General features: G+C 72.2%; 22 protein-coding genes. 9 read left to right on the top strand and 13 right to left on the bottom strand.

What is annotated here, in order from left to right:
* Nucleotides 1–125 precede the first annotated feature (125 nt).
* The 3 genes from DPM19_RS18450 to DPM19_RS18440 form a co-directional block, all read right to left on the bottom strand.
* On the bottom strand, nucleotides 126–965 hold the full coding sequence (locus tag DPM19_RS18450; RefSeq protein ID WP_233510421.1) for an N-acetylmuramoyl-L-alanine amidase: 840 nt from the start codon (nucleotides 963–965) through the stop codon (nucleotides 126–128).
* 88 nt (nucleotides 966–1,053) lie between these two features.
* A complete protein-coding gene (locus tag DPM19_RS18445; RefSeq protein WP_111869189.1) occupies nucleotides 1,054–1,290 on the bottom strand; it encodes a hypothetical protein in 237 nt (78 codons plus the stop codon).
* 92 nt (nucleotides 1,291–1,382) lie between these two features.
* Nucleotides 1,383–2,471, bottom strand: coding sequence for a LacI family DNA-binding transcriptional regulator (locus DPM19_RS18440; protein ID WP_407642551.1), 1,089 nt, complete (start codon nucleotides 2,469–2,471; stop codon nucleotides 1,383–1,385).
* A gap of 424 nt (nucleotides 2,472–2,895) precedes the next feature.
* Here DPM19_RS18440 and DPM19_RS18435 point away from each other — a divergent pair, with 424 nt between their 5' ends.
* Nucleotides 2,896–3,609 (top strand): TetR/AcrR family transcriptional regulator, encoded by a 714-nt coding sequence (locus DPM19_RS18435; RefSeq protein ID WP_233510413.1) that lies wholly within the window; start codon nucleotides 2,896–2,898, stop codon nucleotides 3,607–3,609.
* A gap of 198 nt (nucleotides 3,610–3,807) precedes the next feature.
* On the opposite strand, the gene bldC is transcribed toward DPM19_RS18435, so the two are convergent.
* A complete protein-coding gene (bldC, locus tag DPM19_RS18430) occupies nucleotides 3,808–4,011 on the bottom strand; it encodes a developmental transcriptional regulator BldC (protein ID WP_012850682.1) in 204 nt (67 codons plus the stop codon).
* Between the two features lie 239 nt (nucleotides 4,012–4,250).
* Entirely contained in the window at nucleotides 4,251–5,111 is an 861-nt protein-coding gene (locus DPM19_RS18425) for a hypothetical protein (protein ID WP_111869187.1), read from the bottom strand.
* A gap of 127 nt (nucleotides 5,112–5,238) precedes the next feature.
* Between DPM19_RS18425 and DPM19_RS18420 the strand changes: the two genes are divergently transcribed.
* Nucleotides 5,239–6,327: a Glu/Leu/Phe/Val family dehydrogenase gene (locus tag DPM19_RS18420; protein WP_111869186.1), complete on the top strand. Its 1,089-nt coding sequence runs from the start codon at nucleotides 5,239–5,241 to the stop codon at nucleotides 6,325–6,327.
* A gap of 243 nt (nucleotides 6,328–6,570) precedes the next feature.
* Complete coding sequence (locus DPM19_RS18415) at nucleotides 6,571–6,783, top strand: DUF3073 domain-containing protein (RefSeq protein WP_111869185.1); 213 nt, start codon at nucleotides 6,571–6,573, stop codon at nucleotides 6,781–6,783.
* A 60-nt stretch (nucleotides 6,784–6,843) separates the two neighbouring features.
* Here DPM19_RS18415 and DPM19_RS18410 read toward each other — a convergent pair whose 3' ends face one another.
* From DPM19_RS18410 to purF, 3 genes are read right to left on the bottom strand one after another with little or no spacing between them, the layout of a single operon-like run.
* On the bottom strand, nucleotides 6,844–7,554 hold the full coding sequence (locus tag DPM19_RS18410) for a SanA/YdcF family protein (protein ID WP_111869184.1): 711 nt from the start codon (nucleotides 7,552–7,554) through the stop codon (nucleotides 6,844–6,846).
* A gap of 41 nt (nucleotides 7,555–7,595) precedes the next feature.
* Nucleotides 7,596–8,633, bottom strand: a complete 1,038-nt coding sequence (gene purM / locus DPM19_RS18405; protein WP_111869183.1) for a phosphoribosylformylglycinamidine cyclo-ligase — start codon at nucleotides 8,631–8,633, stop codon at nucleotides 7,596–7,598.
* Nucleotides 8,630–10,081: an amidophosphoribosyltransferase gene (purF, locus tag DPM19_RS18400; protein WP_111869182.1), complete on the bottom strand. Its 1,452-nt coding sequence runs from the start codon at nucleotides 10,079–10,081 to the stop codon at nucleotides 8,630–8,632. The genes purM and purF overlap by 4 nt, the downstream gene beginning before the upstream one ends.
* Before the next feature lie 143 nt (nucleotides 10,082–10,224).
* On the opposite strand from purF, the gene DPM19_RS18395 reads away from it, so the two are divergent.
* Complete coding sequence (locus DPM19_RS18395) at nucleotides 10,225–10,581, top strand: hypothetical protein (protein WP_111869181.1); 357 nt, start codon at nucleotides 10,225–10,227, stop codon at nucleotides 10,579–10,581.
* Here DPM19_RS18395 and DPM19_RS18390 read toward each other — a convergent pair.
* Nucleotides 10,578–11,009 (bottom strand): sterol carrier family protein, encoded by a 432-nt coding sequence (locus tag DPM19_RS18390; RefSeq protein ID WP_111869180.1) that lies wholly within the window; start codon nucleotides 11,007–11,009, stop codon nucleotides 10,578–10,580. The genes DPM19_RS18395 and DPM19_RS18390 overlap by 4 nt on opposite strands.
* Before the next feature lie 91 nt (nucleotides 11,010–11,100).
* Between DPM19_RS18390 and DPM19_RS18385 the strand changes: the two genes are divergently transcribed.
* The 4 genes from DPM19_RS18385 (at nucleotide 11,101) to DPM19_RS18370 (ending at nucleotide 17,227) form a co-directional block, all read left to right on the top strand.
* On the top strand, nucleotides 11,101–12,573 hold the full coding sequence (locus tag DPM19_RS18385; protein WP_158566813.1) for a serine/threonine protein kinase: 1,473 nt from the start codon (nucleotides 11,101–11,103) through the stop codon (nucleotides 12,571–12,573).
* A gap of 93 nt (nucleotides 12,574–12,666) precedes the next feature.
* A complete protein-coding gene (locus tag DPM19_RS18380) occupies nucleotides 12,667–13,842 on the top strand; it encodes a S8 family peptidase (RefSeq protein ID WP_111869178.1) in 1,176 nt (391 codons plus the stop codon).
* A 239-nt stretch (nucleotides 13,843–14,081) separates the two neighbouring features.
* A complete protein-coding gene (locus tag DPM19_RS18375; protein WP_233510411.1) occupies nucleotides 14,082–15,038 on the top strand; it encodes a coiled-coil domain-containing protein in 957 nt (318 codons plus the stop codon).
* A 194-nt stretch (nucleotides 15,039–15,232) separates the two neighbouring features.
* Nucleotides 15,233–17,227: a PhoX family protein gene (locus tag DPM19_RS18370; RefSeq protein ID WP_111869177.1), complete on the top strand. Its 1,995-nt coding sequence runs from the start codon at nucleotides 15,233–15,235 to the stop codon at nucleotides 17,225–17,227.
* Nucleotides 17,228–17,426: 199 nt separating this feature from the next.
* On the opposite strand, the gene purL is transcribed toward DPM19_RS18370, so the two are convergent.
* The 4 genes from purL to purS form a co-directional block, all read right to left on the bottom strand.
* Complete coding sequence (gene purL, locus DPM19_RS18365) at nucleotides 17,427–19,640, bottom strand: phosphoribosylformylglycinamidine synthase subunit PurL (protein WP_111869371.1); 2,214 nt, start codon at nucleotides 19,638–19,640, stop codon at nucleotides 17,427–17,429.
* 740 nt (nucleotides 19,641–20,380) lie between these two features.
* The gene (gene purQ / locus DPM19_RS18360) at nucleotides 20,381–21,061 is read right to left on the bottom strand and encodes a phosphoribosylformylglycinamidine synthase subunit PurQ (protein ID WP_111869176.1); all 681 of its coding nucleotides are present in this window, start codon (nucleotides 21,059–21,061) and stop codon (nucleotides 20,381–20,383) included.
* Between the two features lie 81 nt (nucleotides 21,062–21,142).
* On the bottom strand, nucleotides 21,143–21,616 hold the full coding sequence (locus tag DPM19_RS18355) for an ATP-binding protein (RefSeq protein ID WP_111869175.1): 474 nt from the start codon (nucleotides 21,614–21,616) through the stop codon (nucleotides 21,143–21,145).
* A 183-nt stretch (nucleotides 21,617–21,799) separates the two neighbouring features.
* A complete protein-coding gene (purS, locus tag DPM19_RS18350) occupies nucleotides 21,800–22,051 on the bottom strand; it encodes a phosphoribosylformylglycinamidine synthase subunit PurS (RefSeq protein WP_111869174.1) in 252 nt (83 codons plus the stop codon).
* 97 nt (nucleotides 22,052–22,148) lie between these two features.
* Between purS and DPM19_RS18345 the strand changes: the two genes are divergently transcribed.
* The gene (locus tag DPM19_RS18345) at nucleotides 22,149–23,759 is read left to right on the top strand and encodes a hypothetical protein (RefSeq protein WP_111869173.1); all 1,611 of its coding nucleotides are present in this window, start codon (nucleotides 22,149–22,151) and stop codon (nucleotides 23,757–23,759) included.
* The last annotated feature ends 21 nt before the right edge of the window (nucleotides 23,760–23,780 follow it).

Raw genomic sequence — 23,780 nt, 5'->3', positions numbered from 1 at the left:
TGCTCATGACCCCGAAGCGGGGGCCGGCCCCGGCCCGCCGGCGCGATGTGGCCTTCCCGCGCCGGCAGGCCGGTCCCGGCGAGGTGCGCCCGCGACCGCCGTGCGGCCCGGCGCTCCGGTGCGGCTCAGCCGTTGAAGTAGGCGGTGAACCCGTCGGCCAGTGAGTCGGCGACGCGCTGCCGGAACTTGGGGTCGGTGAACTTGGCGGCCTCACCGGGGTTCTTCATGTTGCCGCACTCGATGAAGACCTTCGGCACCGTCGACAGGTTCAGCCCGCCCAGGTCGGTGCGGGTGTCGATGGCGTTCGCGCCCAGGTAGTTGGAGTACGGGACGCCGGTGCCCGCACGGTAGGCGTCGCGCAGCGCCCGGCCCAGCCGAGCCGAGGGGGCGATGATCTTGTCGTTGTGGCCCCTGAGCCGGCCGGGCTGGATGATGTGGAAGCCGCGCGCGCTCGGCCGCGCCCCGTCGGCGTGCACGGAGACCGCGGCGTCGGCCTTCGCCCGGTTGCCGATGGCGGCCCGTTCGGTGATGCAGGGGCCCACGCCGGTGTTGTTGGTGCGGGTGAGCAGGACCCGGGCACCGCGCGCCCGCAGTTCCTTGACCAGCCGGGTGGAGACGTCCCAGTTGAAGGCCGCCTCGGAGTAGCCGCTCGCGGTGGCGGTGCCGGTGGTGTCGCACGCCTTGCGGCCGTTGATCACGTCGACCTGGCGATTGATGTAGGACGGGTTGCCGCCGTTGCCGCCGTTGTGCCCGGGATCGACCACGATGACCTTGCCCCGCAGTGACCGGTCGTTCGGCAGGTTCCGGGATGCCCGGCTCGGGCCGTCCGCCGCGGCCGTGGGGGGCCGCGCGCCACCGCCACCGCCGACCGGCGAGCCGCCGGGGGACGGGGCCCCGTTGCAGGCCGTCAGCGCCCCGAGGGCCAGGGCGGTCAGGCCCGTGGCGAACTTCCGACCGTAGATCACCGTGTGCTCTCCCCGTGACCGTCCCGTTACTGACCCTGCAAGTCTGCACACGGACGGGAATACGTCAAACGGGATCATCGAATCGGCATCAGAGCAACGGGTCCTCCCGGCCGAGCAAGGCCGCCAGGGCGCGCGCCTCGTCGGCGTCCAGCCCCAGGACCACCCGGGGACGCCCCCACGGATGGTCGATCGAGTGTGACACGTAGCTGGCGACGGATCCCGTCATCTGACCGGCCAGACCGCGCGAGTGCCGCCACCGCGACCACGCCCGCTCCAGCTCACCCGCCGCGACCTGCGCGCACGACACCAATTCTGGATCACGCATGAAAGACCCCCTGGGATCGGTGAGTCCATTGACTCCTTTCCACCCGGTGCCGGGCGCCGGGTTTGGCCCATCCATGACCGGAGATCGACCGTTCAGAGGGCTCCCGCAGCGACGGGACCGGTGGTGGACCGGACGACGAGGTGCGGCATGACCAGGGTCTGCCGGGGCTCCTTGCCGGGCACGTCGATCCGGGCGCAGAGCATTTCGGCGGCGGCCCGCCCCATGTCCCGGCGCGGCTGGTCGACGCTGGTCAGCGAGATGTGCCGGATCGCGGCCAGGTGCGTGTTGTCGTAGCCGACGATGGAGACGTCGCCCGGCACTTTCAGCCCGAGCTCGTCGGCGGCCGACAGCGCCCCGGTCGCGACCAGGTCGTTGGGCGCGAAGATGGCGGTGGGCCGGGGTTCCCGGGTGAGCAGCGCCCGGGCCGCCCGGTAGCCGCCCTCCTCGGTGAAGTCGCCCGGCTCGACGATCACCTGGTCGGCCAGGCCGTGCCGGGCCATGGCGGCCTCGTACCCGGCCCGGCGGTACCGGGCGGTGGTCGAGCGGGCGCCCTCGATGTGCGCGATCCGCCGGTGGCCGAGTTCCACCAGGTGGTCGACGGCCAGGCTGGCGCCGAGTTCGTCGTCGTCGACCACGATGTCGACCCCGCCGACGTCGCGCTCGCCCACGACGACCACGGGCACGCTGGCCGCGGCCTCGTTGAGCGAGTCGGGGACCACGCTCAGCAGGACGAGGCCGTCGACGCGCATCTCCAGGAACGCCTCGACCGCCTCGGCCTCGAACAGCGGGTCCCAGCGGCCGCTGCCGACGAGCATGCGCAGGCCCTCGCCGTGCAGGCTCTCCTGCAGGCCGTCGAGGAATTCGGCGAAGAACGGGTTGTGCAGGTCGGCGACGATCGCGCCGATCAGGCGGGTGCGCCCTTCCACCAGGCTGCGGGCGACCGCGTTGGGGCGGTAGCCCAGCTCACGGGCCGCTTTCAGCACGGCCTGCCGGCGGCGTTCGCTGACATGCGGTGAGCCGCGCATGACGAGCGAGACGAGTGACTTGGACACACCTGCGCGCTCCGCGACGTTGCGGATCGTGGGCTTGGGCGTGGGGACGGCGCCCGGCCGGTCGGGAGCGGGGGGAGTCACCGCTCCTCCGCCCCCTGGTCGCGGGGGGTTGACTTCGCCATCTGACATGGCACTCCTGTCGGGGGGAGACGTGCAGGACCTGCCGCCTTGGCGGCTCCGGTGACCACTGTGGAACCCTCCCGCGCGGGAGGACGCCGCCGAGGTGACCGCCGGGGCCGCCTTTCCTCACATCGGAGGAGATGCCATGATGCCTCGCACTCGCCGCAAAGTGCCGCGAGCGCGGGTATCGGTCTGTCGTCAATACGATTTCTGGCCGGTGGTGACCCTGGTCACAAGACGCCCATCCGGCCGAGCACTCCCGTATCATGCCCGATCAACCGGTGGATCATGGGGTTCCAGCGAGCCACCAGGAGCCCATGATCACGCAAGGCGTCGATCGCACCACCTAACGTCACGCGGCGCATCTCACGTCGCCGCGCCACGGTGGACCCGAGCGGCCGGTGCTCCGGTGCGCCTCGGATACCCTTCGCGGGTGGGAGAACGCTCAGTGGCAGGCCAGCGGGCGGCCAGCAAGCGCCCGGCGAACGGTGGCCGGGCAACTGGAACCGTCCAGCGCGGCCGGCGCCGGCTGAGTGTCGACGAACGGCGCGACGAGCTGATCGTGGCCGCGCTCGAACTCTTCAGCGCCCGGCCGCCCGAGGACGTGTCGATCGACGACGTCGCCGCCGCCGCGGGCGCCTCACGGGCGCTGGTCTACCACTACTTCGGCGGCAAGTACGAGCTCTACGTCGCCGCGCTGCGCAGCGCGGCGAACCAGCTGTCAGAGCTACTCGAACCGCCGACAGAGGGCAAGCCGCTGGAGCGGCTCGTCCTGTCGCTCAGCCGCTACTTCGACTTCGTGGAAAGCCACGCGGCGGGATTCACCGCGCTGCTGCGCGGCGGGCCCGCCGACCGGGCCGGCGAGGTCGGTGACATCGTCGACGGCATCCGGACGCTGCTGCTGGACCGCATTCTGACCGGGCTGAGCGTCGAGACGCCCGGCCCGGTGCTGCGGATCAGCACGCGCTCCTGGATGGCCTCGGTCGAGACCGCCGGCCTCGACTGGCTGGAACACCAGGACATCGACCGGAGCAACCTGGAGCGACTGCTGATCGACCAGCTCATCGCGCTGATGCGGGTCGCAGGGCAGCACGATCCGGAGATCGCCGCCATCCTCTCCCGGCTGGCCCGGGAAGAGGAGGGCTGACGACCACCGCGCCGGACGCTCCGCCGAGGCCCCCGATGGACTCGGCGGCTCGCCCGCCCGCGCGGTACCGGCGGCACGCCCGCCCGTGGTCCGTGAACCACCACGGCACACGGACGGGCGTCCCACCCGGTGCGCGACCGCCAGGCGGTCGCGCACCGTGACATCGCGCCTACGAATTCACCGGCCGGGGGCCGGCGGTCATTCCGAGCGCTGCTGCGGAATTCCCGCCAACAGGGCCCGCACCTCGGCTTCCCGGTAACGCCGGTGTCCCCCCAGGGTCCGGATGGACGTCAACTTGCCGGCCTTCGCCCACCGGGTGACGGTCTTGGGGTCGACGCGGAACATCGTCGCCACCTCTGCCGGCGTCAGCAGGGGCTCGGCCTCTGGCGTACGTGCTGACATGTGTGCGGCCTCTCCTCCGTGGACCGATGACAGCGATCCTTGCGATTGATCTCGCGTGGTCTCGGATGTCCCGTATGGCCCTATAGAGCCAACTATGACATCACAAGGTGTAACCTTGCCATCACTCAGCGCCACAAGCAAGTCTCAGCCTGTAACTGCGTGTTCGTGATGACTGCGTCACGCTGCGTGAGTCTAGCGACACGTATAGTCGCATGGCGTGCGGATTCGGCAAATTGGGCTCAGTTCGCTGATTCGAGGGCCTGCACCGGCCGCCAGCGAGCGAGCAACCGCTTGTACATCGCCACGGTGAGCTCGACCTCCCCGCGCTCCATCGCGGCCAGCGCCACCGCCACCTCGGCCACCGACTCGTCACCGCGCAGCGCGTCGTCGTCGCACAGGTGTACCAGCCCGCCGTAGTCGAGCTCCACCAGCGAGTCCGCGTGGAACTCGGCCAGCCAGTGGCCCAGCGCCAGCAACTGGCTCGCTGCGAAGCCCTCGCCCAGCCCGCCCCGCACCACCTGGAGCCCGTCGGTCAGCCGCCGCCGGGCCTCGTCCATCGAGGTGACGTAGGTGAGGGTGCGCGTCGCCGCCGCGGTGGCCTGCCCGGAGCCCTCCGCCGGGCCGCCGAGCACCAGGCAGCGCTCGTTCGGGGCGAACGGCACGAACCACGCCAGTGGCACGTGCCAGGTGCTGGTCTGGATGTGCGCACGGACGCCGTGGCCCTCGCACTGCCACCGCTCGTACTCCAGCCGGGCCCGGTCGGCCGCACCCGGCGGCAGCGCCACCCGCGCCACGTCCTTGGGCAGCGTGTCGCGGAACCGGTCGAAGGCCCGCCAGATGCGCAGCCGCGTCTGCCACGGGCAGACGTAGACCCCGCCGCCCGACCGAAGCACGTACGCGTTCCGGCTCTCCGTGTCGGGCACCGCCACCGGCGGCCGGGCCAGCAGCCGGCGCAGGGTGTCCTCCTGCTCGGCCGCCAGCGCCTCGGACCGCCGCGGCCGGGCCGGGGAGTCCGCGTACGCGGCCCAGAGCGCCCGCTCAGGGTGCGGAAACACGCTGACCGGCTCGTAAACCCGAAGGTAGGCGGCGTACGGAAGCACCCACGCATCGTGGCACGAGACGGTCCCCGAGGGGAGGCGTCCACTCCGCAGAAGTACCGGTGTCGCCGGACGCCGCGGCTCCGTGACGGGGCTCTACGCTGATCCTTGGACGAAAGGAGTCACCACCGTGACCAATGTCTTCGGGTCCCCCCACCAGGGTTCAGGCCCAGCGCACGAACAGGTCGTCTTCTGCCAGGACCAGGCGAGCGGGCTGCGTGCGATCATCGCCATCTACTCCACCGCGCTCGGCCCGTCGCTGGGCGGCACCCGCTTCTACCCCTACGAGTCCGAGGACGCCGCCCTCACCGACGTGCTGAACCTGTCCCGGGCGATGGCCTACAAGAACGCGATGGCCGGGCTCGACCTCGGCGGCGGGAAAGCCGTGATCATCGGCGATCCCGCCACGGACAAGTCCGAGGCGCTGCTGCGGGCGTACGGGCGGTTCGTGCAGTCGCTGAACGGCCGCTACTACACCGCGTGCGACGTCGGCACCTACAGCGAGGACATGGACGTCGTCGCCCGCGAGTCCCGCTACGTGACGGGGCGCACCGTCTCCCACGGCGGGGCCGGCGACTCCTCGGTCCTGACCGCCTACGGCGTGTACCAGGGCATGCGGGCCGCGGCCGAGGCCACCTGGGGTTCACCCGCGCTGCGCGGCCGCCGGGTCGGCATCGAGGGCGTCGGCAAGGTCGGCCACCGCCTGGTCGAGCACCTGCGCGACGAGGGCGCCGAGATCGTCATCTGCGACGTGAGCGAGCGGGCCATCGAGCGGGTGCGCGCCCGGCACCCCGAGGTGGACGTGGTCGCCGGCCGGGCCGAACTGGCCGGCGCCGACCTCGACGTCTTCTCCCCCTGCGCGCTCGGCGGCTCCCTGGACGACGAGACCGTGGCGGCGCTGCGCGCGCGGGTGGTCTGCGGCGGGGCCAACAACCAGCTCGCCCACCCGGGCGTGGAGAAGGCGCTGGCCGACCGCGGCATCCTGTACGCCCCCGACTACGTGGTCAACTCCGGCGGCGTGATCCAGGTCGCGGACGAGATCGCGGGATTCGACTTCGAGCGGGCCAAGGCCCGGGCACAGCAGATCTACGACACCACCAGCCGGATCTTCACGCTGGCCGCCGCCGAGGGCGTCCCGCCGGCCGTCGCCGCCGACCGGATGGCCGAGCGGCGGATGTCCGACATCGGACGGCTGAAAGGTATCTGGCTGGACTCCTGACCTGGTCACAGGCCGTTCATCGTCACCTCGGCGTCACCTCGGGTCAGGGTCGCGCGGGTCAACCGATACACTGGTGTCCTCCGTTGCGAGCGAGCGCCACCCGTACTGACGACGTACCGAGCCGGGCGCAAAACGGGTACGGTTGTACCCGTGGACTGACGTACGGCTCGTTCGACGTCGGTGCAAGGCGTACGCGAGCGTTGATGGGGCCCACGAGGCCCTGACCATCGAGGGGGTCGAGCCATGGGGCGCGGCCGAGCCAAGGCCAAGCAGGTGAAGGTTGCACGCCGGCTGAAGTACAACAGCGGCGGCACGGATCTCGACCGCCTGAAGGAGGAACTGGGAGTCGCGGACTCGGGTGACGACTCCTACGACGACTTGAGCGACAAGTACTCCGACTACGCCGACGAGTACGGTGATGAGGGCGACCACCAAGATGGCTCGCCCGGGCGCTGAACCGTCCCGGCACTGACGCCACCACCCCGGCCTTCTCGCGGGGTGGTGGTGTTCTGTTGATCAGCTCACCGGCTCGTCGTCCAGCGCGCGGGTCACGCCGGGCTCGGCCGGCCCCAGCAGCCGGGGGTCCGGCTGCCGCACGATGTCGCCCACCGCTTTGAGCATGCCCGGTGTTTCGCGCAGATAGCCGGCGAGCGCCGTGACCCCGTAGCGCCGTGCGCTGGCCGCACCCACCCCGGCCGCGTCGAGTCCCGCCGCCCGGCAGAGCGCCACCGCCCGTGGCAGGTGGAAGTCCTGCGTCACGACGATCAGCCGCCGCACGCCGAAGATCCGCTTCGCCCGGGCGCACGAGTCCCAGGTGTCCAGCCCGGCGAAGTCGCGGACGATCCGCCGCTCCGGCACACCGCGCCCGATCAGGTCGTCGCGCATCACCGTGGGTTCGTCGTACTCCCTGATCCGGTTGTCGCCCGACACCAGCACCGCCCGGACCTTGCCCCGCCGGTAGAGGTCCGCGGCCAGGTCGAGCCGGTCCGACAGCATCGGCGACGGCCGGCCGTCCCAGATCCCCGCGCCCAGCACCAGCGCCACCGGGGCGGGCCGGACCGTCTCAGGCGTTCCCCGGTGCTTCGCGGTGCTCGCGTACGACCACCCCGTCGGGAGCAGGAGCACATACCCGGCCAGTGCCACCAGCACCAGCCCCGGAGCCGCCCACCGGATCGCCAGGCGGACGAGCGCGCCCACCACCCGCAGGCCCTGGTGACATATTCGCATACGGGTGAGATGTAACCCGAAGGATGGACGGTTCAATCGGATCAGGCGAGCTCGGCGGTTCCGGTGCCCGGAACGACCTCGCCGAGGATCCAGGCCGGCACCTCGCGCTCGGCCAGCAGGGCCAGCGCCCGGTCGGCCGCGCCGGCCGGGACGATCGCGGCCATCCCGACCCCCAGGTTGAAGGTCTTGTCCATCTCCGGCTGCGGGACCGCGCCGTGTCCCTGGAGCACCGTGAAGATCGGCGGCGGCGTCCAGGAGGCGCGTTCCAGCACCGCGTCGCAGGTTCCCGGCAGCGAGCGCGCCAGGTTGGCGGCCAGCCCGCCCCCGGTGATGTGCGCGAAGGCGTGCACCAGCCCGGCCTCGGCCAGCGCCAGGCAGTCGCGCGCGTAGATCCGGGTCGGGACGAGCAGTTCCTCGCCCAGCGGGCGGGCGAGCTCCGCCGGCACCGTCTCCAGCGTCGCGGCGGTGGTGGCCAGGATGTGCCGGACCAGCGAGTACCCGTTGGCGTGGATACCCGAGGAGGCCAGGCCGAGCACCACGTCGCCCGGGCCGACCCGGTCGGGGCCGAGCAGGGCGTCGGCCTCCACCACGCCGGTGCCCGCGCCCGCCAGGTCGAACTCGTCGGGCTCCAGCAGCCCCGGGTGCTCGGCGGTCTCGCCGCCGACCAGGGCGCAGCCGGCCAGCGCGCACGCCTCGGCGATGCCGCCGACGATGTCGGCGATCCGCTCGGGCACCACCTTGCCGCAGGCGATGTAGTCGGTCATGAACAGCGGCTCGGCCCCGCACACCGCCAGGTCGTCGATCACCATGCCGACCAGGTCGTGGCCGATGGTGTCGTAGCGGCCCAGCCGCCGCGCCAGATCGACCTTGGTGCCGACCCCGTCGGTCGAGGTCGCCAGCAGCGGGCGGCGGTAGCGGGCCAGCGCGGAGGCGTCGAACAGCCCGGCGAACCCGCTGGCGTCATCGACGACCTCCGGGCGGCGGGCCGCGGCCACCCGCGACTTCATCAGCTCGACGGCCCGCTCTCCGGCCGCGATGTCGACGCCGGCGGCCTCGTACGTGCTCGCCCGCTCGGTCACGAGCGGGTGCCCTCGAGGACGTGCTTGCCGCGGGCGGCCTCGTCCACCGGGATCGGGTAGACGCCGTCGAAGCACGCCCGGCACAGGCTGTCCTTGGCGATCCGGGTGGCCTGGATGAGGTGGTCGAGCGAGACGAAGCCCAGCGTGTCGGCACCGATCGAGGCGCGGATCTCGTCCACCGAGAGGTTGCCCGCGATCAGCTCGGCGCGGGTGGCGAAGTCGATGCCGTAGAAGCACGGCCAGGCCACCGGCGGGCTGGAGATCCGCACGTGCACCTCGGCCGCACCCGCCTCGCGCAGCATGCGGACGATGGCGCGCTGGGTGTTGCCGCGCACGATCGAGTCGTCGACCACGACCAGCCGCTTGCCCTCGATCGCCTCGCGCAGCGGGTTCAGCTTGAGCCGGATGCCGAGCTGGCGGATGCTCTGCGAGGGCTGGATGAACGTGCGGCCCACGTAGGAGTTCTTCACCAGCCCCTGGCCGTAGGGGATGCCCGACGCCTCGGCGTACCCGATCGCCGCCGGGGTGCCCGACTCGGGCGTGGGGATCACCAGGTCGGCCTCGACCGGGTGTTCGCGGGCCAGCAGGCGGCCCACCTCCACCCGGGTGGCGTGGACGCTGCGGCCGGAGATGGTGGTGTCGGGACGGGCCAGGTAGACGTACTCGAACAGGCAGCCCTTGGGCCGGGGCTCGGCGAAGCGCTGGCTCCGCACGCCGTCCGCGTCGATCGCCAGCAGCTCGCCCGGCTCCACCTCGCGGACGAACTGCGCGCCCACGATGTCCAGCCCGGCGGTCTCGGACGCCACCACCCAGCCCCGCTCCAGCCGGCCCAGCACCAGCGGGCGGATGCCCTCCGGGTCGCGGGCGGCGTACAGGGTGCCCTCGTCCATGAAGACCAGGGAGAACGCGCCCCGGGTGACGGGCAGGATCTCGGCCGCCGCGGCGAGCGGGCCGCCCTCGCGGGTGGCCAGCAGGGCGGTGAGGACCTCGGTGTCGCTGCTTCCGACGAGCGTGGCGGGGTCCAGCCGGGCCGCCAGCTCCGGGGTGTTGATGAGGTTGCCGTTGTGCGCCAGCGCCAGGTTGCCGGTGTCGGTCGAGCGCAGCGTCGGCTGGGCGTTCTCCCAGGTGGGAGAGCCCGTGGTGGAGTAGCGGCAGTGCCCGACCGCGACGTGGCCGCGCATCGTGTTGAGCACCGGCTCGTCGAACACCTGGGCGACGAGCCCCATGTCCTTGTAGACGACGATGCGTGCACCGTCGCTCACCGCGATGCCGGCCGACTCCTGGCCGCGGTGCTGGAGGGCGTACAGGCCGTAGTAGGTGAGCTTGCTGACCTCGGCCGCCTCGGCCTCGCCGGGCGGGACCCACACCCCGAAGACCCCGCAGGCGTCCTGCGGGGGGCGATCGGAGGGGTCGAAGTCGTGGCTCAGTCGTCCATCAGGATGAGGCACACCACTCAGTGTATTGGCCCTTCGATCTGCTTCGATCAGCACAGGTCCTTAACCGACCTTTGCCGGAGTGTTGCCGTTGGTGCGGACGTCAGCGGCCCTGGACGCGCGAGCCTTGAAGCATCGCGTCCAGGAGGTTCGTCCCCATGAGCATGTCCGGCTACCAGATTCGCTCGACCGCTCCGACCCGGCGGAACGGCATGGCCGTGGCCTCGCTCGCGCTCGGTCTGTCGGGTCTGCCCCTGCTGCTGTTCTGCGGCGCGGGCATGATCGCCGCACTGGTCGGGCTGGTCCTGGGCGGGCTGGCGGTCAAGCGCGGCCCGGACCGGGCCATGGCGGTCGGCGGCATCGTCGCCTCGCTGCTGACGTTGGCGGTGGGCGGTGCGGTGCTCGTCTGGCTGCTCAGCCAGGCCGCCGAGTGCGCTGACCCGGTGCGCTATCCGGACGACGCCGCCAAGCAGGAGTGCATCGAGCGCGAGTTCCCGTTCGCCCAGCGCCGTTAGAGCGGCAGCCGGCCGGACAGGTCGGCGCGGGGGCCGGTGGCCCGGACCCGCCCGTCGGCGACCGCCTCGGCCCAGCCGGTCCGGCCGGTGGCCAGCCCGATCCAGGTGACGGCGTCGGTCTCCACCACGTTGGGCGGGGTGCCCCGGGTGTGCCGGGGCCCCTCGACGCACTGCACCGCCGCGTACGGCGGGACGCGCACCTCCACCGAACGGCCCGGCGCCGCCGCCGCGAGCCGGTCGAGCAGCAGCCGCACGGCGCCCTTCAGCACCGGCCGGTGCGGTTCGGCGCCGGCGTCCCAGGCGGCCAGGACGGCGTCGAGGCAGGCCGCCCGCAGCGCCGCCGGCTCGTCGGTCCCGGAGTACGGGGGGAGGCCGAGCTCCGCCAGTTGCGCATCGAGCGCGGTGGAACTGAGCTGAATTCGAGACATCGTGTTCGACGGTATCCGGTCCCTGCCCCCCGTTGTGAAACGGTAAAAAGGACCAGACCACATCACCATGGGGCAGTACGCGGAGGTTTCCATGCCCGATGCCCGGCCACTGAGGCCCGGCGATCCCGAACAGCTCGGCGACTACGAGATCGTCGGGCTGGCCGGTGAGGGAAGCCAGGCCACCGTGTACCTCGGCCGCAGCCCGGCCGGCGGGTCCGTCGCGGTCAAGCTGCTGCGCGTCCTGCCGTCGAACGACCCGGTGACCCGGACCCTGTTCACCCGGGCGTTCGACCAGGCCAAGCAGGCGCAGAGCCAGGGCGTGGCCTCGTTGCTGGACGTCGGCCTGGACGGCGAACGGCCGTACATCGTCAGCGAGTTCGTCGACGGCCCGTCCCTCCAGCGGCTCGTCGACCAGGACGGCCCGCGCGGCCCGAACGCACTGGAGCGGATCGCGGTCGGCACCGCCACCGCGCTCACCGCCCTCCACCTGGCCGGAGTGGTGCACCACGCTTTCAAGCCCGGCAACGTGCTGCTCGCCGTCGACGGCCCGCGGGTGGTCGACTTCGGCATCGCGCAGGCGCTGGAGAAGGTCGGCGCGGCCGGCCCGGCGATGGCCGGCAATCCGGCCTTCATGGCGCCCGAACAGCTCAGCGGGGTCGGGGTCGGACCCGCCGCCGACGTGTTCGCCTGGGGCGGCACGATGGTCTTCGCCGCCACCGGCCGGTTGCCGTTCGGCGATGATTCCGGTCCCGCCGTAATGCAGCGAATCATGTACGAGGAGCCGGATCTCACCGAGCTTCCCCCCTCGCTGCGCGGCATCGTGGCGGAGGCGCTCGCCAAGGACCCCGGGCGCAGGCCCAGCGCCCGCCAGATCCTCGACCGGCTGCTGGGGCTGGACGACCTGGTCTCCGCGATGCCCGACGCGATGGTCACCGAGGCGAAAACGCTCGCGGCCGAGCCGGTGCCCCACCCCGCCCCGGTGGGCCCGGTCACCTTCGAAGACCACAACTCGACCGCGATCCAGGATCTGCTGCCGCCGGTATGGGAGCCCGACACCCCCCGGCCGGCGGCGGGCGGCGGGGGCGGCCGGAAGAACAACCGGGCGCTCGGCGTGATCGCCTCGGTGGGGATCGGCGTGCTGGCCGGCGTGGTGCTGATCGCGCTGGTGCTCTGGCCGCAGCTGGACGACTCCCCGGCCACGCCCTCGCCGAGCCCGTCGACCGCCGCGGGCAACGCGCCGGTCGACAGCGTCCCGCAGGCGTTCGCCGGCACCTGGAGCGGCACGGCCATCAACGCCCAGCGGGGCAACGCGTCCTTCCCGGTGCAGGTCACCTTCCAGCCGGGCCAGGCCACCGCCGCCGTCGTCTACCCGCGCAACCGGTGCCGGGGCACGCTCACCTTCAAGCGCGGCACCGAGCAGCGGCTGGAGATGGACCTGCAGATCAGCCGGGGCTGCACCAGCGGATCGGTGGTCGTCACCCGGCAGCAGGACGGCTCTCTCCAGTACGCCTGGAAGCGGCCGGGCACCGCGCTGACCTACCAGGCGACACTGACGCGCGGATAGTGACCATCCGAACACGCAAGGATATGTAGCCAGGTCAACCGGGTGGCTCCGTTAGGGTGCACTTCGTCCCCCTCCTCGTCTAGGAGACTCGTCGTGCGCCCCACCCCCCGAGGCGCCCTGCTCGCCGGTGCGCTCGCCGCCGTCGCGCTGTCGGCGCCCCCCGTGGCGGCCGGGCCGGAACCGGTCCGGGTCGCCGCGGCCGCCGGTGTCCCCATCTCCGGCCGGTACATCGTCACTCTCCGGCCGGGCCGCCCGGTCGCGGCCGCGACGGGCCGGGCCCGCGTCGCGGCCGTCCACCGCTACGCGGGCGCGCTGACCGGGTTCGCGGCACGGCTGTCGCCCGCCCAGCTCGACCGGCTCCGCCACGACCCCGACGTGGCCGCGATCGAGCAGGACCAGATCGCCCGGGCGTCCGCCGTCCAGCGGGCGCCGCTGCCCTGGGGGCTCGACCGCATCGACCAGCGGACGCCGCCGCTGTCGGGGTCCTACACCTACCGGGCCACCGGCGAGGGCGTCACCGCCTATGTGATCGACAGCGGGGTCAACACCTCGCTCGCCGAGTTCGGCGGCCGGGCCGCCACCTCGTGGGTGGCTCCGCGGCTGGTCGGGGACGCCGCCGACTGCGCGGGCCACGGCACGCACGTGGCGGGCATCATCGGCGCCCGGACCTACGGGGTGGCCAAGGGCGTCGGGCTGCGCTCGGTCAAGGTGCTCGACTGCACCGGGAACGCCCCCTACTCCGACGTCATCGCAGCCGTGAGCTGGGTGCGGCTGTGGGCGGTCAAGCCCGCCGTGGCCAACCTCTCCCTGGGCGGGCCCAGGTCGCCGGCGCTGGACACCGCGGTCACCGGCCTGGCGCGGTCGGGCGTCTTCGTGACGGCCGCCGCCGGGAACGGCGACACCCGGGGGGCGGGCGTCGACGCCTGCACCCAGTCGCCGGCCGGGGCGGCCCAGGTGATGACCGTCGGCGCCACCACCTCCGCCGACCGGCGCCCCGCCTGGTCCAACCACGGCCGGTGCGTGGACGTCCACGCGCCCGGCTCCGCGGTCCTGTCGGCCTACCCGACCGCGCCCTACCACGCCTCGCTCAGCGGCACGTCGATGGCGGCCCCGCACGTCGCCGGAGTGGCCGCGCTCTACCAGTCGGTGCACGGCGCGGCGCCGTTCGCCACGATCCAGCGGTGGCTGTACGCCACCGCGACCGCCGGCAGAATCGCGGGATTGCCGGCCGGCACACCGAATCGGCTGCTCAACCAGGGTGGGTTGTGATCGGGTGCGCGCGATCTACCCGCCAAATCGGGGCGGGGGCCGCACAGACGCCGTGATGGGTTTAATCTTGGCGATGCATGTGACGGTTCTTTACCGTTCACCGGCATCGGGTCGCTGACGTCCTGGCCGCCTGCTGGGCAGTCTTGGCCGGGGTCATCGAACCCTGCGGGCCCGCCTACGCGTACCGGTTGTGTCCACCGTGTCCGCGCTCGGCCGGCCGAGGAAAGGAGTGTGAGAGCGTGTCCCGTGAACCCCTGCTCTGTCGTGTGGTGCCCCGGTGGCGCCCGCGCCGGACCGGGCTCGCTCTGGCGTCGGCGATCGGTGCCCTGACGATGTTCACCGGCTCCACGGCCGGCGCCGCCCCCGCGGCGGCCGCGCCCGGCGACATCGCCAAGGTCAACCGGCTGACCAAGCAGATCCAGCAACTCGAGCGCCAGTACCGGGGCGAGCTCGAGGAACTGCGCGACACCCGCAACGACGCCAAGAGGGCGCTGCAAAAAGCCGACGCCCTGCGCGACGACCTGGCCGCCGCGCGCGGTGTGGTCGCGCAGCTCGCCGCCGCCCGCTACATCAGCAACGGCATCGAGCCGTCGGTGGCGATCCTGGCCACCGACGACCCGAGCACCATGCTCAGCGGCGCCACGATGGCCGACCACCTGTCGCAGAACCACGCGGCGAAGGTGCAGCAGATCCAGGCTCTGGTGACCGCGCAGGAGAAGGCCCAGCAGGAGGCCGGGGCCCGGATCGACAAGCTCGAGAAGGCCATCAAGGACCTCAACGCGCAGAAGGCCCGCGTCCAGCAGTTGCTCAAGAAGTACAAGCCCGAGTCGCCGAGCATCGGCATGGGCGGGATCACGCCGCGCATGGCGCGGGTGAAGGCCGAGATCGACACCGAGTTCGGCCCCTTCCCGATCATCGGCTGCATGCGCGCCGGCGACCCCGGTGAGCACGGCAAGGGTCGGGCCTGCGACTTCATGGAGAGCACCGCAGGCTCGATGCCGAGTTCGGCGCGGATGGCGCACGGCGACCAGGTGTCCAACTACCTGATCCGCAACGGGTCCCGGATGGGCGTCATGTACATCATCTGGCGGCAGCGCATCTACGACTTCAGGACCGGCGCCGGGTGGAAGATGATGGGCGATCGCGGCAGCATCACGCAGAACCACTACGACCACGTGCACGTTTCCGTCTTCTGATCTCAGCAAATCCGACAAAACGGAACGTGCGTCGTTCACCTGCCGTTCCCCCGGGGATCTCCCTGCTTCAGTAGCGTCACGATGAATCATCGTGACCAGGAGGAAACCCGGTGGTCCTGCCCCCTTCCAGCAGCCCAGACTTCCGTCGCCCGCTTCCGCTCGCCGCGGTGCCCCACGCGGGCGGGCGCAGTGCCATGACGTGCCAGTACCGCTGCGGCAACGCGTGCGATCACCCGGTGCCCAACACCAGCGCCAACTCGTACTTCGGCGACATCATCGCCGAGCAGATCTCCCGCCGCGGGATGCTCCGCGCCGGGGCCCTCGGCGCGCTGGTCGTCGGCGCCGGTGCCGCGCTGTCCGCCGCGCCCGCGGCCGCGCACACCCACCCCGGTGGCCACGGCCACTGGCCCGGCTGGGGCGGTGGCTCCCGGCTGCGCTTCACCCCGGTGCCGCCCAACAAGGACGACAAGGTCACCGTCCCGCCCGGTTACGAGTCCTCGGTCGTCGTCCGCTGGGGCGACCCGGTGCTGCCCGGCGCGCCCGCGTTCGACTTCGAGAAGCAGACGGCCGCCGCCCAGGCCCGGCAGTTCGGCTACAACTGCGACTTCGTCTCGTTCTTCCCGCTCGGGAAGGACCGCGCGCTGCTGTGGGTCAACCACGAGTACACCAACGAAGAGCTGATGTTCCGCGGCTACACCGGTGGCGCCACCGCCACCGAGGAGCAGATCAAGATCGCGATGGCCGCGCACGGCGGCTCGCTGGTCGAGATCGTGCGGGCCGGCCGCAGCGGCCAGTGGAAGCTGGAGACCCGGGGCAGCCGCCGCTTCAACCGGCGCATCACCACCTCCACCCGGATGGAGCTCACCGGCCCCGCCGCCGGCCACCCGCTGCTGCGCACCCAGGCCGACCCCAAGGGCCGGACGGTCCTCGGCATGCTGAACAACTGCGCCGGTGGCGTCTCCCCGTGGGACACGATCCTCACCGCGGAGGAGAACTTCAACCAGTACTTCGGCGCCAGCGCCGGGGTGCCCGCCGAGGCCCAGCCCGCGCTGGCCCGGTACGGCATCAGCACCTCCGCGCTGCCCGGCCGCCGCTGGGACCGGGTCGAGGAGCGCTTCGACCTCACCAAGCACCCCAACGAGGCCAACCGGCACGGCTGGATCGTGGAGATCGACCCCTACGACCCGCACGCCGCGCCGCGCAAGCGCACCCACCTGGGCCGCTTCAAGCACGAGGCCGCCAACAGCTCGCTGTCCAAGGACGGCCGGGCCGTCATCTACATGGGTGACGACGAGCGCTTCGACTACATCTACAAGTTCGTGTCGACCGAGCGGTACCACCGGGGCTCCCGGCGGCACAACATGACGCTGCTCGACCACGGCACCCTGTACGTGGCCCGGCTCACCGGCGACAGCCCCCCGGCCGAGATCGACGGCTCCGGCGAGCTGCCCTCCGACGGCGCCTTCGACGGCTCCGGCGTGTGGATCCCGCTGGTGCGGGGCGACAAGAGCTACGTCCCGGGGATGACCGCCGCCGAGGTGCTGATCCACACCCGGCTGGCCGCCGACAAGGTGGGCGCCACCAAGATGGACCGCCCCGAGGACATGGAGCGCAACCCCAAGACCGGGGCCATCTACGTGGCGCTGACCAACAACACCGCGCGGACCGCCGCCCAGGTGGACGAGGCCAACCCGCGGCCGGGCAACAAGCACGGCCACGTGCTGGAGATCGTCGAGGACCGCAACGACGTCGGCGCCACGAAGTTCCGGTGGAGCGTCCCGCTGGTCTGCGGCGACCCGTCCGACCCGACGACCTACTTCGCGGGCTTCGACAAGTCCAAGGTCAGCCCGATCTCCTGCCCGGACAACCTGGCCTTCGACTCCGACGGCAACCTGTGGATCTCCACCGACGGCAACGCCCTGGGCACCAACGACGGGCTGTTCGCCATGCCGGTCGAGGGCAGGGAGCGCGGCTACGTCCGGCAGTTCCTGACCGTGCCCCTGGCCGCGGAGACCTGCGGCCCGCTGATCACCCCCGACCAGCGGACGGTCTTCGTCGCGGTGCAGCACCCCGGCGAGGGCGGCACCGCCAGCCCGGAGAACCCCGTCAGCCGCTGGCCCGACGGCGACCAGCCCCGCCCGTCCGTCGTCTCGGTCTGGCACCGCCACGGCAAGGAGATCGGCTCCTAGCCGACGAGCGAGCGGAGCGGCCCGCGAGGGACGAGCAGTCCGCGCAGCGAGCGAGGAGGCTGGGAGCCCATAAGCACAGCTCCTAGCCGACGAGCGAGCGGAGCGGCCCGCGAGGGACGAGCGCCCGGCCGGTCATCGTCCCGACCGGCCGGGCATGGAAAAGGCCTGGCGCGCACCCGCGCCGGGCCGTTCCGTTCGTTCAGCCGGCGTAGCTGGGAATCAGGTGCTCGTGCGCCTCGCGCAGCTCGGAGAGCGGGATGGAGAACAGCCCCTCGACCGTCAGCGAGTCGCCGCCGATCACCCCGAGCTGGGTGGCCTGGACCCCGGCCGCCTCGCACAGCGCGGCCAGCCGGCTCTCACCGCCGGGCCGGACGGCCACCACCGCGCGGGCCACCGACTCGCTGAACAGGGTGGTGAACGGGTCTCCGGGCAGCGTCACCCGGCAGCCCAGCCCGCCGCGCAGGCACGACTCGACCAGCGCCTGGGACAGGCCGCCGTCGGACAGGTCGTGCGCGGCGGCCAGCAGCCCGTCGAGCACCGCCGAGCTGATCACGGAGGCCAGCGCCGCCTCGGCCTGCAGGTCGACCAGCGGCGGCAGGCCGCCCAGGTGGCCGTAGACCACGTGCGCCCACTCGGACCCGCCGAACTCCTCGCGCGTCTGGCCCAGCAGCACCAGCGTGGTGTTCTCGGCCGCGAACGCCATCGACAGCCGGCGGCGCACGTCGTCGTGCACCCCGAGCACTCCGATGACCGGAGTGGGGTTGATCGCCGCGCTGCCGGTCTGGTTGTAGAAGCTGACGTTGCCGCCGGTGACCGGGATGCCCAGGCGCAGGCAGGCGTCGGCCAGCCCCTCGACGGCCTGGGCGAACTGCCACATCACGCCCGGGTCCTCCGGCGAGCCGAAGTTGAGGCAGTTGGTGACCGCCAGCGGGCGGGCTCCGGTGACCGCCACGTTGCGGTATGCCTCCGACAGCGCGAGCTGCGCCCCCGCGTAGGGGTCGAGCCGGGCGTAGCGGCCGTTGCCGTCCAGGGACAGCGCGATGCCCAGGCTGCTCTCGACGGCCTCGGGCGGGACGCCGCCGGTGGCGGCCGACGGCTCGGTGATCCGCAGCACTCCCGCGTCTTCCGGCATGGCCAGCACGGTGTTGCCCCGCACGTAGCGGTCGTACTGCGAGGTCACCCAGGTCTTGCTGGCCAGGTTGGGCGAGCCGGCCAGCCACAGCACGGTCCGGCGCAGCTCGTCGGCGTTGGACGGGCGGGCCAGCCGGCCGGGGGTGTCGGCCCGGATCTGCTCCAGGTCGGCGGGCGGCGCGTACGGCCGCTCGTACACCGGCCCCTCGTCGGCGGCGGTGCCCGGCGGGATGTCGACGATGACCTCACCGCGCCAGGTCATCACCAGCCGCCCGGTGTCGGTGACCTCGCCGATCACCGTGGCGGGCACCTCCCAGCGGGCGCAGATCTCCAGGAACCGGGCGACCCGGTCGGGCTCGACCACGGCCATCATGCGTTCCTGCGACTCGCTCATCAGGATCTCTTCGGGACGCAGCGTGGGGTCGCGCAGCGGCACCCGGTCGAGGTCCACGTGCATGCCGCCGGTACCGGCCGCGGCCAGTTCCGTGGTCGCGCACGAGACGCCCGCCGCACCGAGGTCCTGGATGCCGACCACCAGGTCCTCGGCGAACAGCTCCAGGCAGCACTCGATCAGCAGCTTCTCCATGAAGGGGTCGCCGACCTGCACCGACGGCCGCTTCTGCGCGCTGGCCTCGTCGAAGGTCGCCGACGCGAGCACGGACGCCCCGCCGATGCCGTCCGGCCCGGTGCCCGCACCGAACAGGATCACCTGGTTGCCGGGCCCGGGGGCGGTCGCCCGCTTGATGTCCTCGTGCTTGAGGACGCCCACGCAGAGCGCGTTGACCAGCGGGTTCTGCAGGTAGCAGGGGTCGAAGACGACCTCGCCGCCGATGTTGGGCAGGCCGAGGGAGTTCCCGTAGCCGCCGATGCCGGCCACCACGCCGGGCAGTACCCGGTTGGTGTCGGGCGCGTCGGCCGGGCCGAACCGCAGCGAGTCCATCACCGCGACCGGGCGGGCGCCCATCGAGATGATGTCGCGGACGATGCCGCCGACCCCGGTGGCCGCACCCTGGTAGGGCTCGACGTAGGACGGGTGGTTGTGCGACTCGACCTTGAAGGTGACCGCCCAGCCCTGGCCGACGTCGACGACCCCGGCGTTCTCTCCCATCCCGACCAGCAGCGCGTCGGTCTGCGGCGCCTTGTCGGCGAACTGGCGCAGGTGCACCTTGGAGCTCTTGTACGAGCAGTGCTCGCTCCACATGACCGAGTAGATCGCCAGCTCGGCCGAGGTGGGGCGGCGGCCCAGGATCTGCTTGACCCGCTCGTACTCGTCGTCCTTCATGCCCAGCTCGACGTACGGCAGCGGCCGGTCGGGCGTGTTCCGCGCGCCGTCCACCGTGTCGGTCGCCGTCGCGGGCGGTTCCGCGGGCCGCGGTACGGGCGGCACCGGCTCCGGGGCCTGGGGGTGGTACACCGAGTCCGCGGGCGCCGCCGTGGCGGGCACCGGGATCGTCCCGTCCCATTCGGCGGGGGCCTGCGGCGCGGGCTGCTCCGGGGCCCGGGGCGGCTCGTACCCGGCCTGCGGCTCGGCGGCCGGAACGTAGGACTGCGCCTCGTACCCGGCCTGCGGCCGCGGTGCGGCGGCCGGGGTGTACGGCTGCGCCGCGGTGCCGGAGAACTCCGGTGCGCCGGCTTCGGGCCACGGCTCCGCCGCGGGCGGGGCCTCCGGCGGGACGGCGGGCCGGGACGGCTGCGGCGCGGTGCCGGAGAACTCCGGTGCGCCGGCCTCGGGCCACGGCTCCGCCGCGGGCCGGTGCGGGGCCGGCGAGTAGCTGGGCGGCAGGTCGGACGGGGCGGTGGGCGGGGCGGGCCGCACGCCCGCGGGCGGGGCGCCCAGCCCGGCGGCCGGGGCCTGCGGTGCGGCGGGCGGCGGCGCCACGAGGCCCGCGGCGGGGGACGGGGATTCGGGGATCGCGACCGGACCGGGAGGCTCGGCGCCGGGCGCCGCCGGGGGGCGCCCGGCAACGTGTTGATCGGGGCCGTGGTCGGGCGATCCGCCGTGCTCGTTGGGCGGCTGTTCGCTCATGTGGTGACAAGCCTCTTGACGATCGAAGTGAAGAAACCGAGCCCGTCGGTGGACGGACCGGTCAGGGACTCGGCGGCGTGCTCGGGATGCGGCATCAGGCCGACCACGTTGCCGGCCTCGTTGGTGATGCCCGCGATGTCGTTGAGCGAGCCGTTGGGGTTGAGGTCGAGGTAGCGGGCCACCACCCGGCCGGCGGCCTCCAGCTCGGTCAGCGTCTCTTCGTCGGCGACGTAGCGGCCGTCCATGTTCTTGACCGGGATGACGAGTTCCTGACCGGCGGAGTAGTCGGCGGTCCACACCGTGTCGGCGTTGTCGATCCGCAGCCGCTGGTCACGGCAGACGAAGTGCCGGCTGGCGTTGGGCAGCAGCGCGCCGGGCAGCAGGTGCGACTCGCACAGCACCTGGAAGCCGTTGCAGATGCCCAGCACCGGCAGGCCGGCCCGCGCGGCGGGGACCAGTTGCTCCATCAGCGGCGCGAACCGCGCGATCGCGCCGGCCCGCAGGTAGTCGCCGTAGGAGAACCCGCCGGGCAGGACGACGGCGTCGATGCCCCGCAGGTCGTGGTCGGCGTGCCACAGGGCCACCGGCTCGGCGCCGGCGAGCCGTAGCGCGCGCATCGCGTCGATGTCGTCGAGGGAACCAGGGAAGGTGATGACCCCGACCCGGGCAGCGTTCATCTCTACCGTTCCTCCGCAACGAGGCCGAAACACGAGTGGATCGCCATCGCGCGTCGGACTCCCCCCGCGCGCGCTCCCAATCTACCCGGCAGTCCGGACGAGTTCTCCTTCGAGGCGGCGCAGCAGCGCCTCGTCCCGCCAGGTCAGCCGTTTTTGCAGGTAGACGGAGGTGCCGTGGCCGGGCCGGCTGGCGAAGGTCACGTCGTCGACCAGCGCCTGCATGATGCGGATGCCCCGGCCGGACTCGCGCAGCGTGGTGGGATCGGTCACATCTCCGGCGACCGGAATCGGTTCGATCTCCGGTATGCCGCGCAACCCGCGGCCGGTATCGGTCACCTTCAGCGTGCACAGATCGTCCGTGATGGTGACGAGGACCTCGTAATCGGACTGCGCGTGGGCGTGCCGAATCACATTGGTGCAGGCCTCGGAGGTGGCGACGAGGATATCGCCGATGCACTCGTCGGAAACTCCCAATCCGCTCAACGCGTCACCGAGCACCCGGCGAATCACCGGGATGCTCAGCGCTTCGCGTGGCAGCGCGAGCGAGAACTTCATGTCCACCGGTCACCCCGTGACTTGGAAACCCCGACGCGGCTAACAGTTCCCCGGGCGAATCTGACGTAATCGCTACGGTGACCGGTCTTTGCGTGAACACTGGGATGAGAAGAGACAGCGCAAGGCTGATTGGGCGCTTTCTCGTGGGGTTCCGGACCTATTGGAACGCACCAGGATGGCCCATCAATTGTCCGATAGAACGTGTACCTCGTATGTTTCGATGACCGGGTTGGCCAGCAGGGTGTCCGCGATCTTGCGCACGCGCTCCACGGCCGCCTCGTCGGCCGGCCCCTCCACCACCAGTTCGAAACGCTTGCCCTGGCGCACCCCGGCGATCCCTTCGAACCCCATCTGGGGCAGCTTGCGGGCGATCGCCTGACCCTGCGGGTCGAGGATCTCGGGCTTGAGCATGACGTCGACGGCAAGGCGCGCCACGGCCGTCTCCCTTCGTGATCCGGACAAGAACGCTATACATGTTCCCAGGTCGACATCAGTTGGAGATCCCCGGCCACCCGACTGTCAGGAGCCGTCGATGGACATCGAGGAACTGTCCCCTCCGGAGCGCGCCCTCTGGGAGGCCTTTCCACGAGGTGATTCCGTCGATCTGAGCAGCGGCAACGGATCCTACGACGATCCCGACCGCTGGGGCATGGAACGCGCGGTGCGCGCCGAGGTGCTGGTGGCCCTGCTGAACGGCGAGGTCGAGGCCGAGCCGGGGCAGATCGCCGCCGTCCGGCTGACCGGCGCGCGCATCCTCGGCAGCCTGAACCTGGGGCACGCCGAGGTGACCGTCCCGCTGGCGCTGACCGGCTGCTCCTTCGACGAGGCCCCGCACCTGTACTGGGCGAACATGAACAGCGTCCACCTGATGCACTGCCGGCTGCCCGGGCTGGTGGCCTCGGGCACCCGGGTGGACGGCCACCTCTGGCTGGAGGGCAGCCGGATCACCGGCGGGGTCTGGCTGGACGGCGCGCACGTCAGCGGCATCCTCAACATGACCGGCGTGCAGCTGATCAACCCCGGCGGCGACGCCCTGCTCGCCGACCGGCTGACGGTGGACGCCAACGTCTACTGCGACAAGGACTTCACCGCGCAGGGCGAGGTCCGGCTGCCCGGCGCCCGGGTCGGCGGGCAGCTGATCTTCCGTGGCGCGCGGCTGTACAACCCGTCCGGGGCGGCCCTGTACGCCAGCCGGCTGGAGGTCGCCGCCAACGTCTTCTGCGACGGCGGCTTCACCGCGCAGGGCGAGGTCCGGCTGCGCGGCGCCCGGGTCGGCGGCTACCTGTCCCTCGTCGGCGCCCAGCTGAAGCACCCGGACCGGACCGCGCTGAACGCCGACGACCTCGGCGTCGAGACCGACGTCTACTGTTCGGACGGCTTCACCGCCGAGGGCGCGGTCAGCTTCTCCGGCGGCCGGATCGGCGGCCAGCTCAGCTTCCGCGACGCGCACCTGAACAACGAGGGCGGGGTGGCGCTGAGCCTGCAGCGGCTCCAGGTCGAGGAGGTGCTGCTGCGCCCGGCCAGGCAGATCAACGGTGTGGCCGACCTCTCCTACGCCAAGATCAGCCTGCTCCGGGACGACCCGAAGACCTGGGCGCGCCGGCTCCAGCTCGACGGGCTGTCCTACGAGACGCTGGACCCGCCGCTGACCGCCCGGGAACGGCTCGACTGGGTGCGTCGCGACACCGACGGCTACCAGCCGCAGCCGTACGAGCGGCTGGCCCAGGCCTACCGCTCGATCGGCCTCGACGACCAGGGCCGGACGGTGCTGCTCGCCAAGGCCCGCGACCGCCGCAAGACGCACACCCTGCCCCGCAAGCTCGTCGGCTGGATGCAGGACGGCCTGGTCGGCTACGGCTTCCGCCCGTTCCGCGCGCTGAGCTGGCTGGCCGGCCTGCTGGCCTTCGGCACCATCGTGTTCTCGCTGCACCGGCCACCGCAGTTGGAGGCCGAGCAGAAGCCGAGCTTCAACGCCTTCCTCTACACCCTCGACCTGATGCTGCCGATCGGCTCCCTGGGCCAGGAGATGTACTACGCCCCGCGCGGCGTCTACCAGTGGATCGCCAACATCCTGGTCGCCGCCGGCCTCGTCCTCGGCCTCACCGTCGCCGCCGGCGCCACCCGCGCCCTCTCCCGCGAGTGACCCCGGCGGCCGATCACGGGA

Origin of the sequence: Actinomadura craniellae (genome assembly GCF_003289645.1) — a bacterium.
Classification (GTDB): Bacteria; Actinomycetota; Actinomycetes; order Streptosporangiales; family Streptosporangiaceae; genus Actinomadura_D; species Actinomadura_D craniellae.
This window is presented reverse-complemented; position numbering and strand designations above follow the sequence as displayed.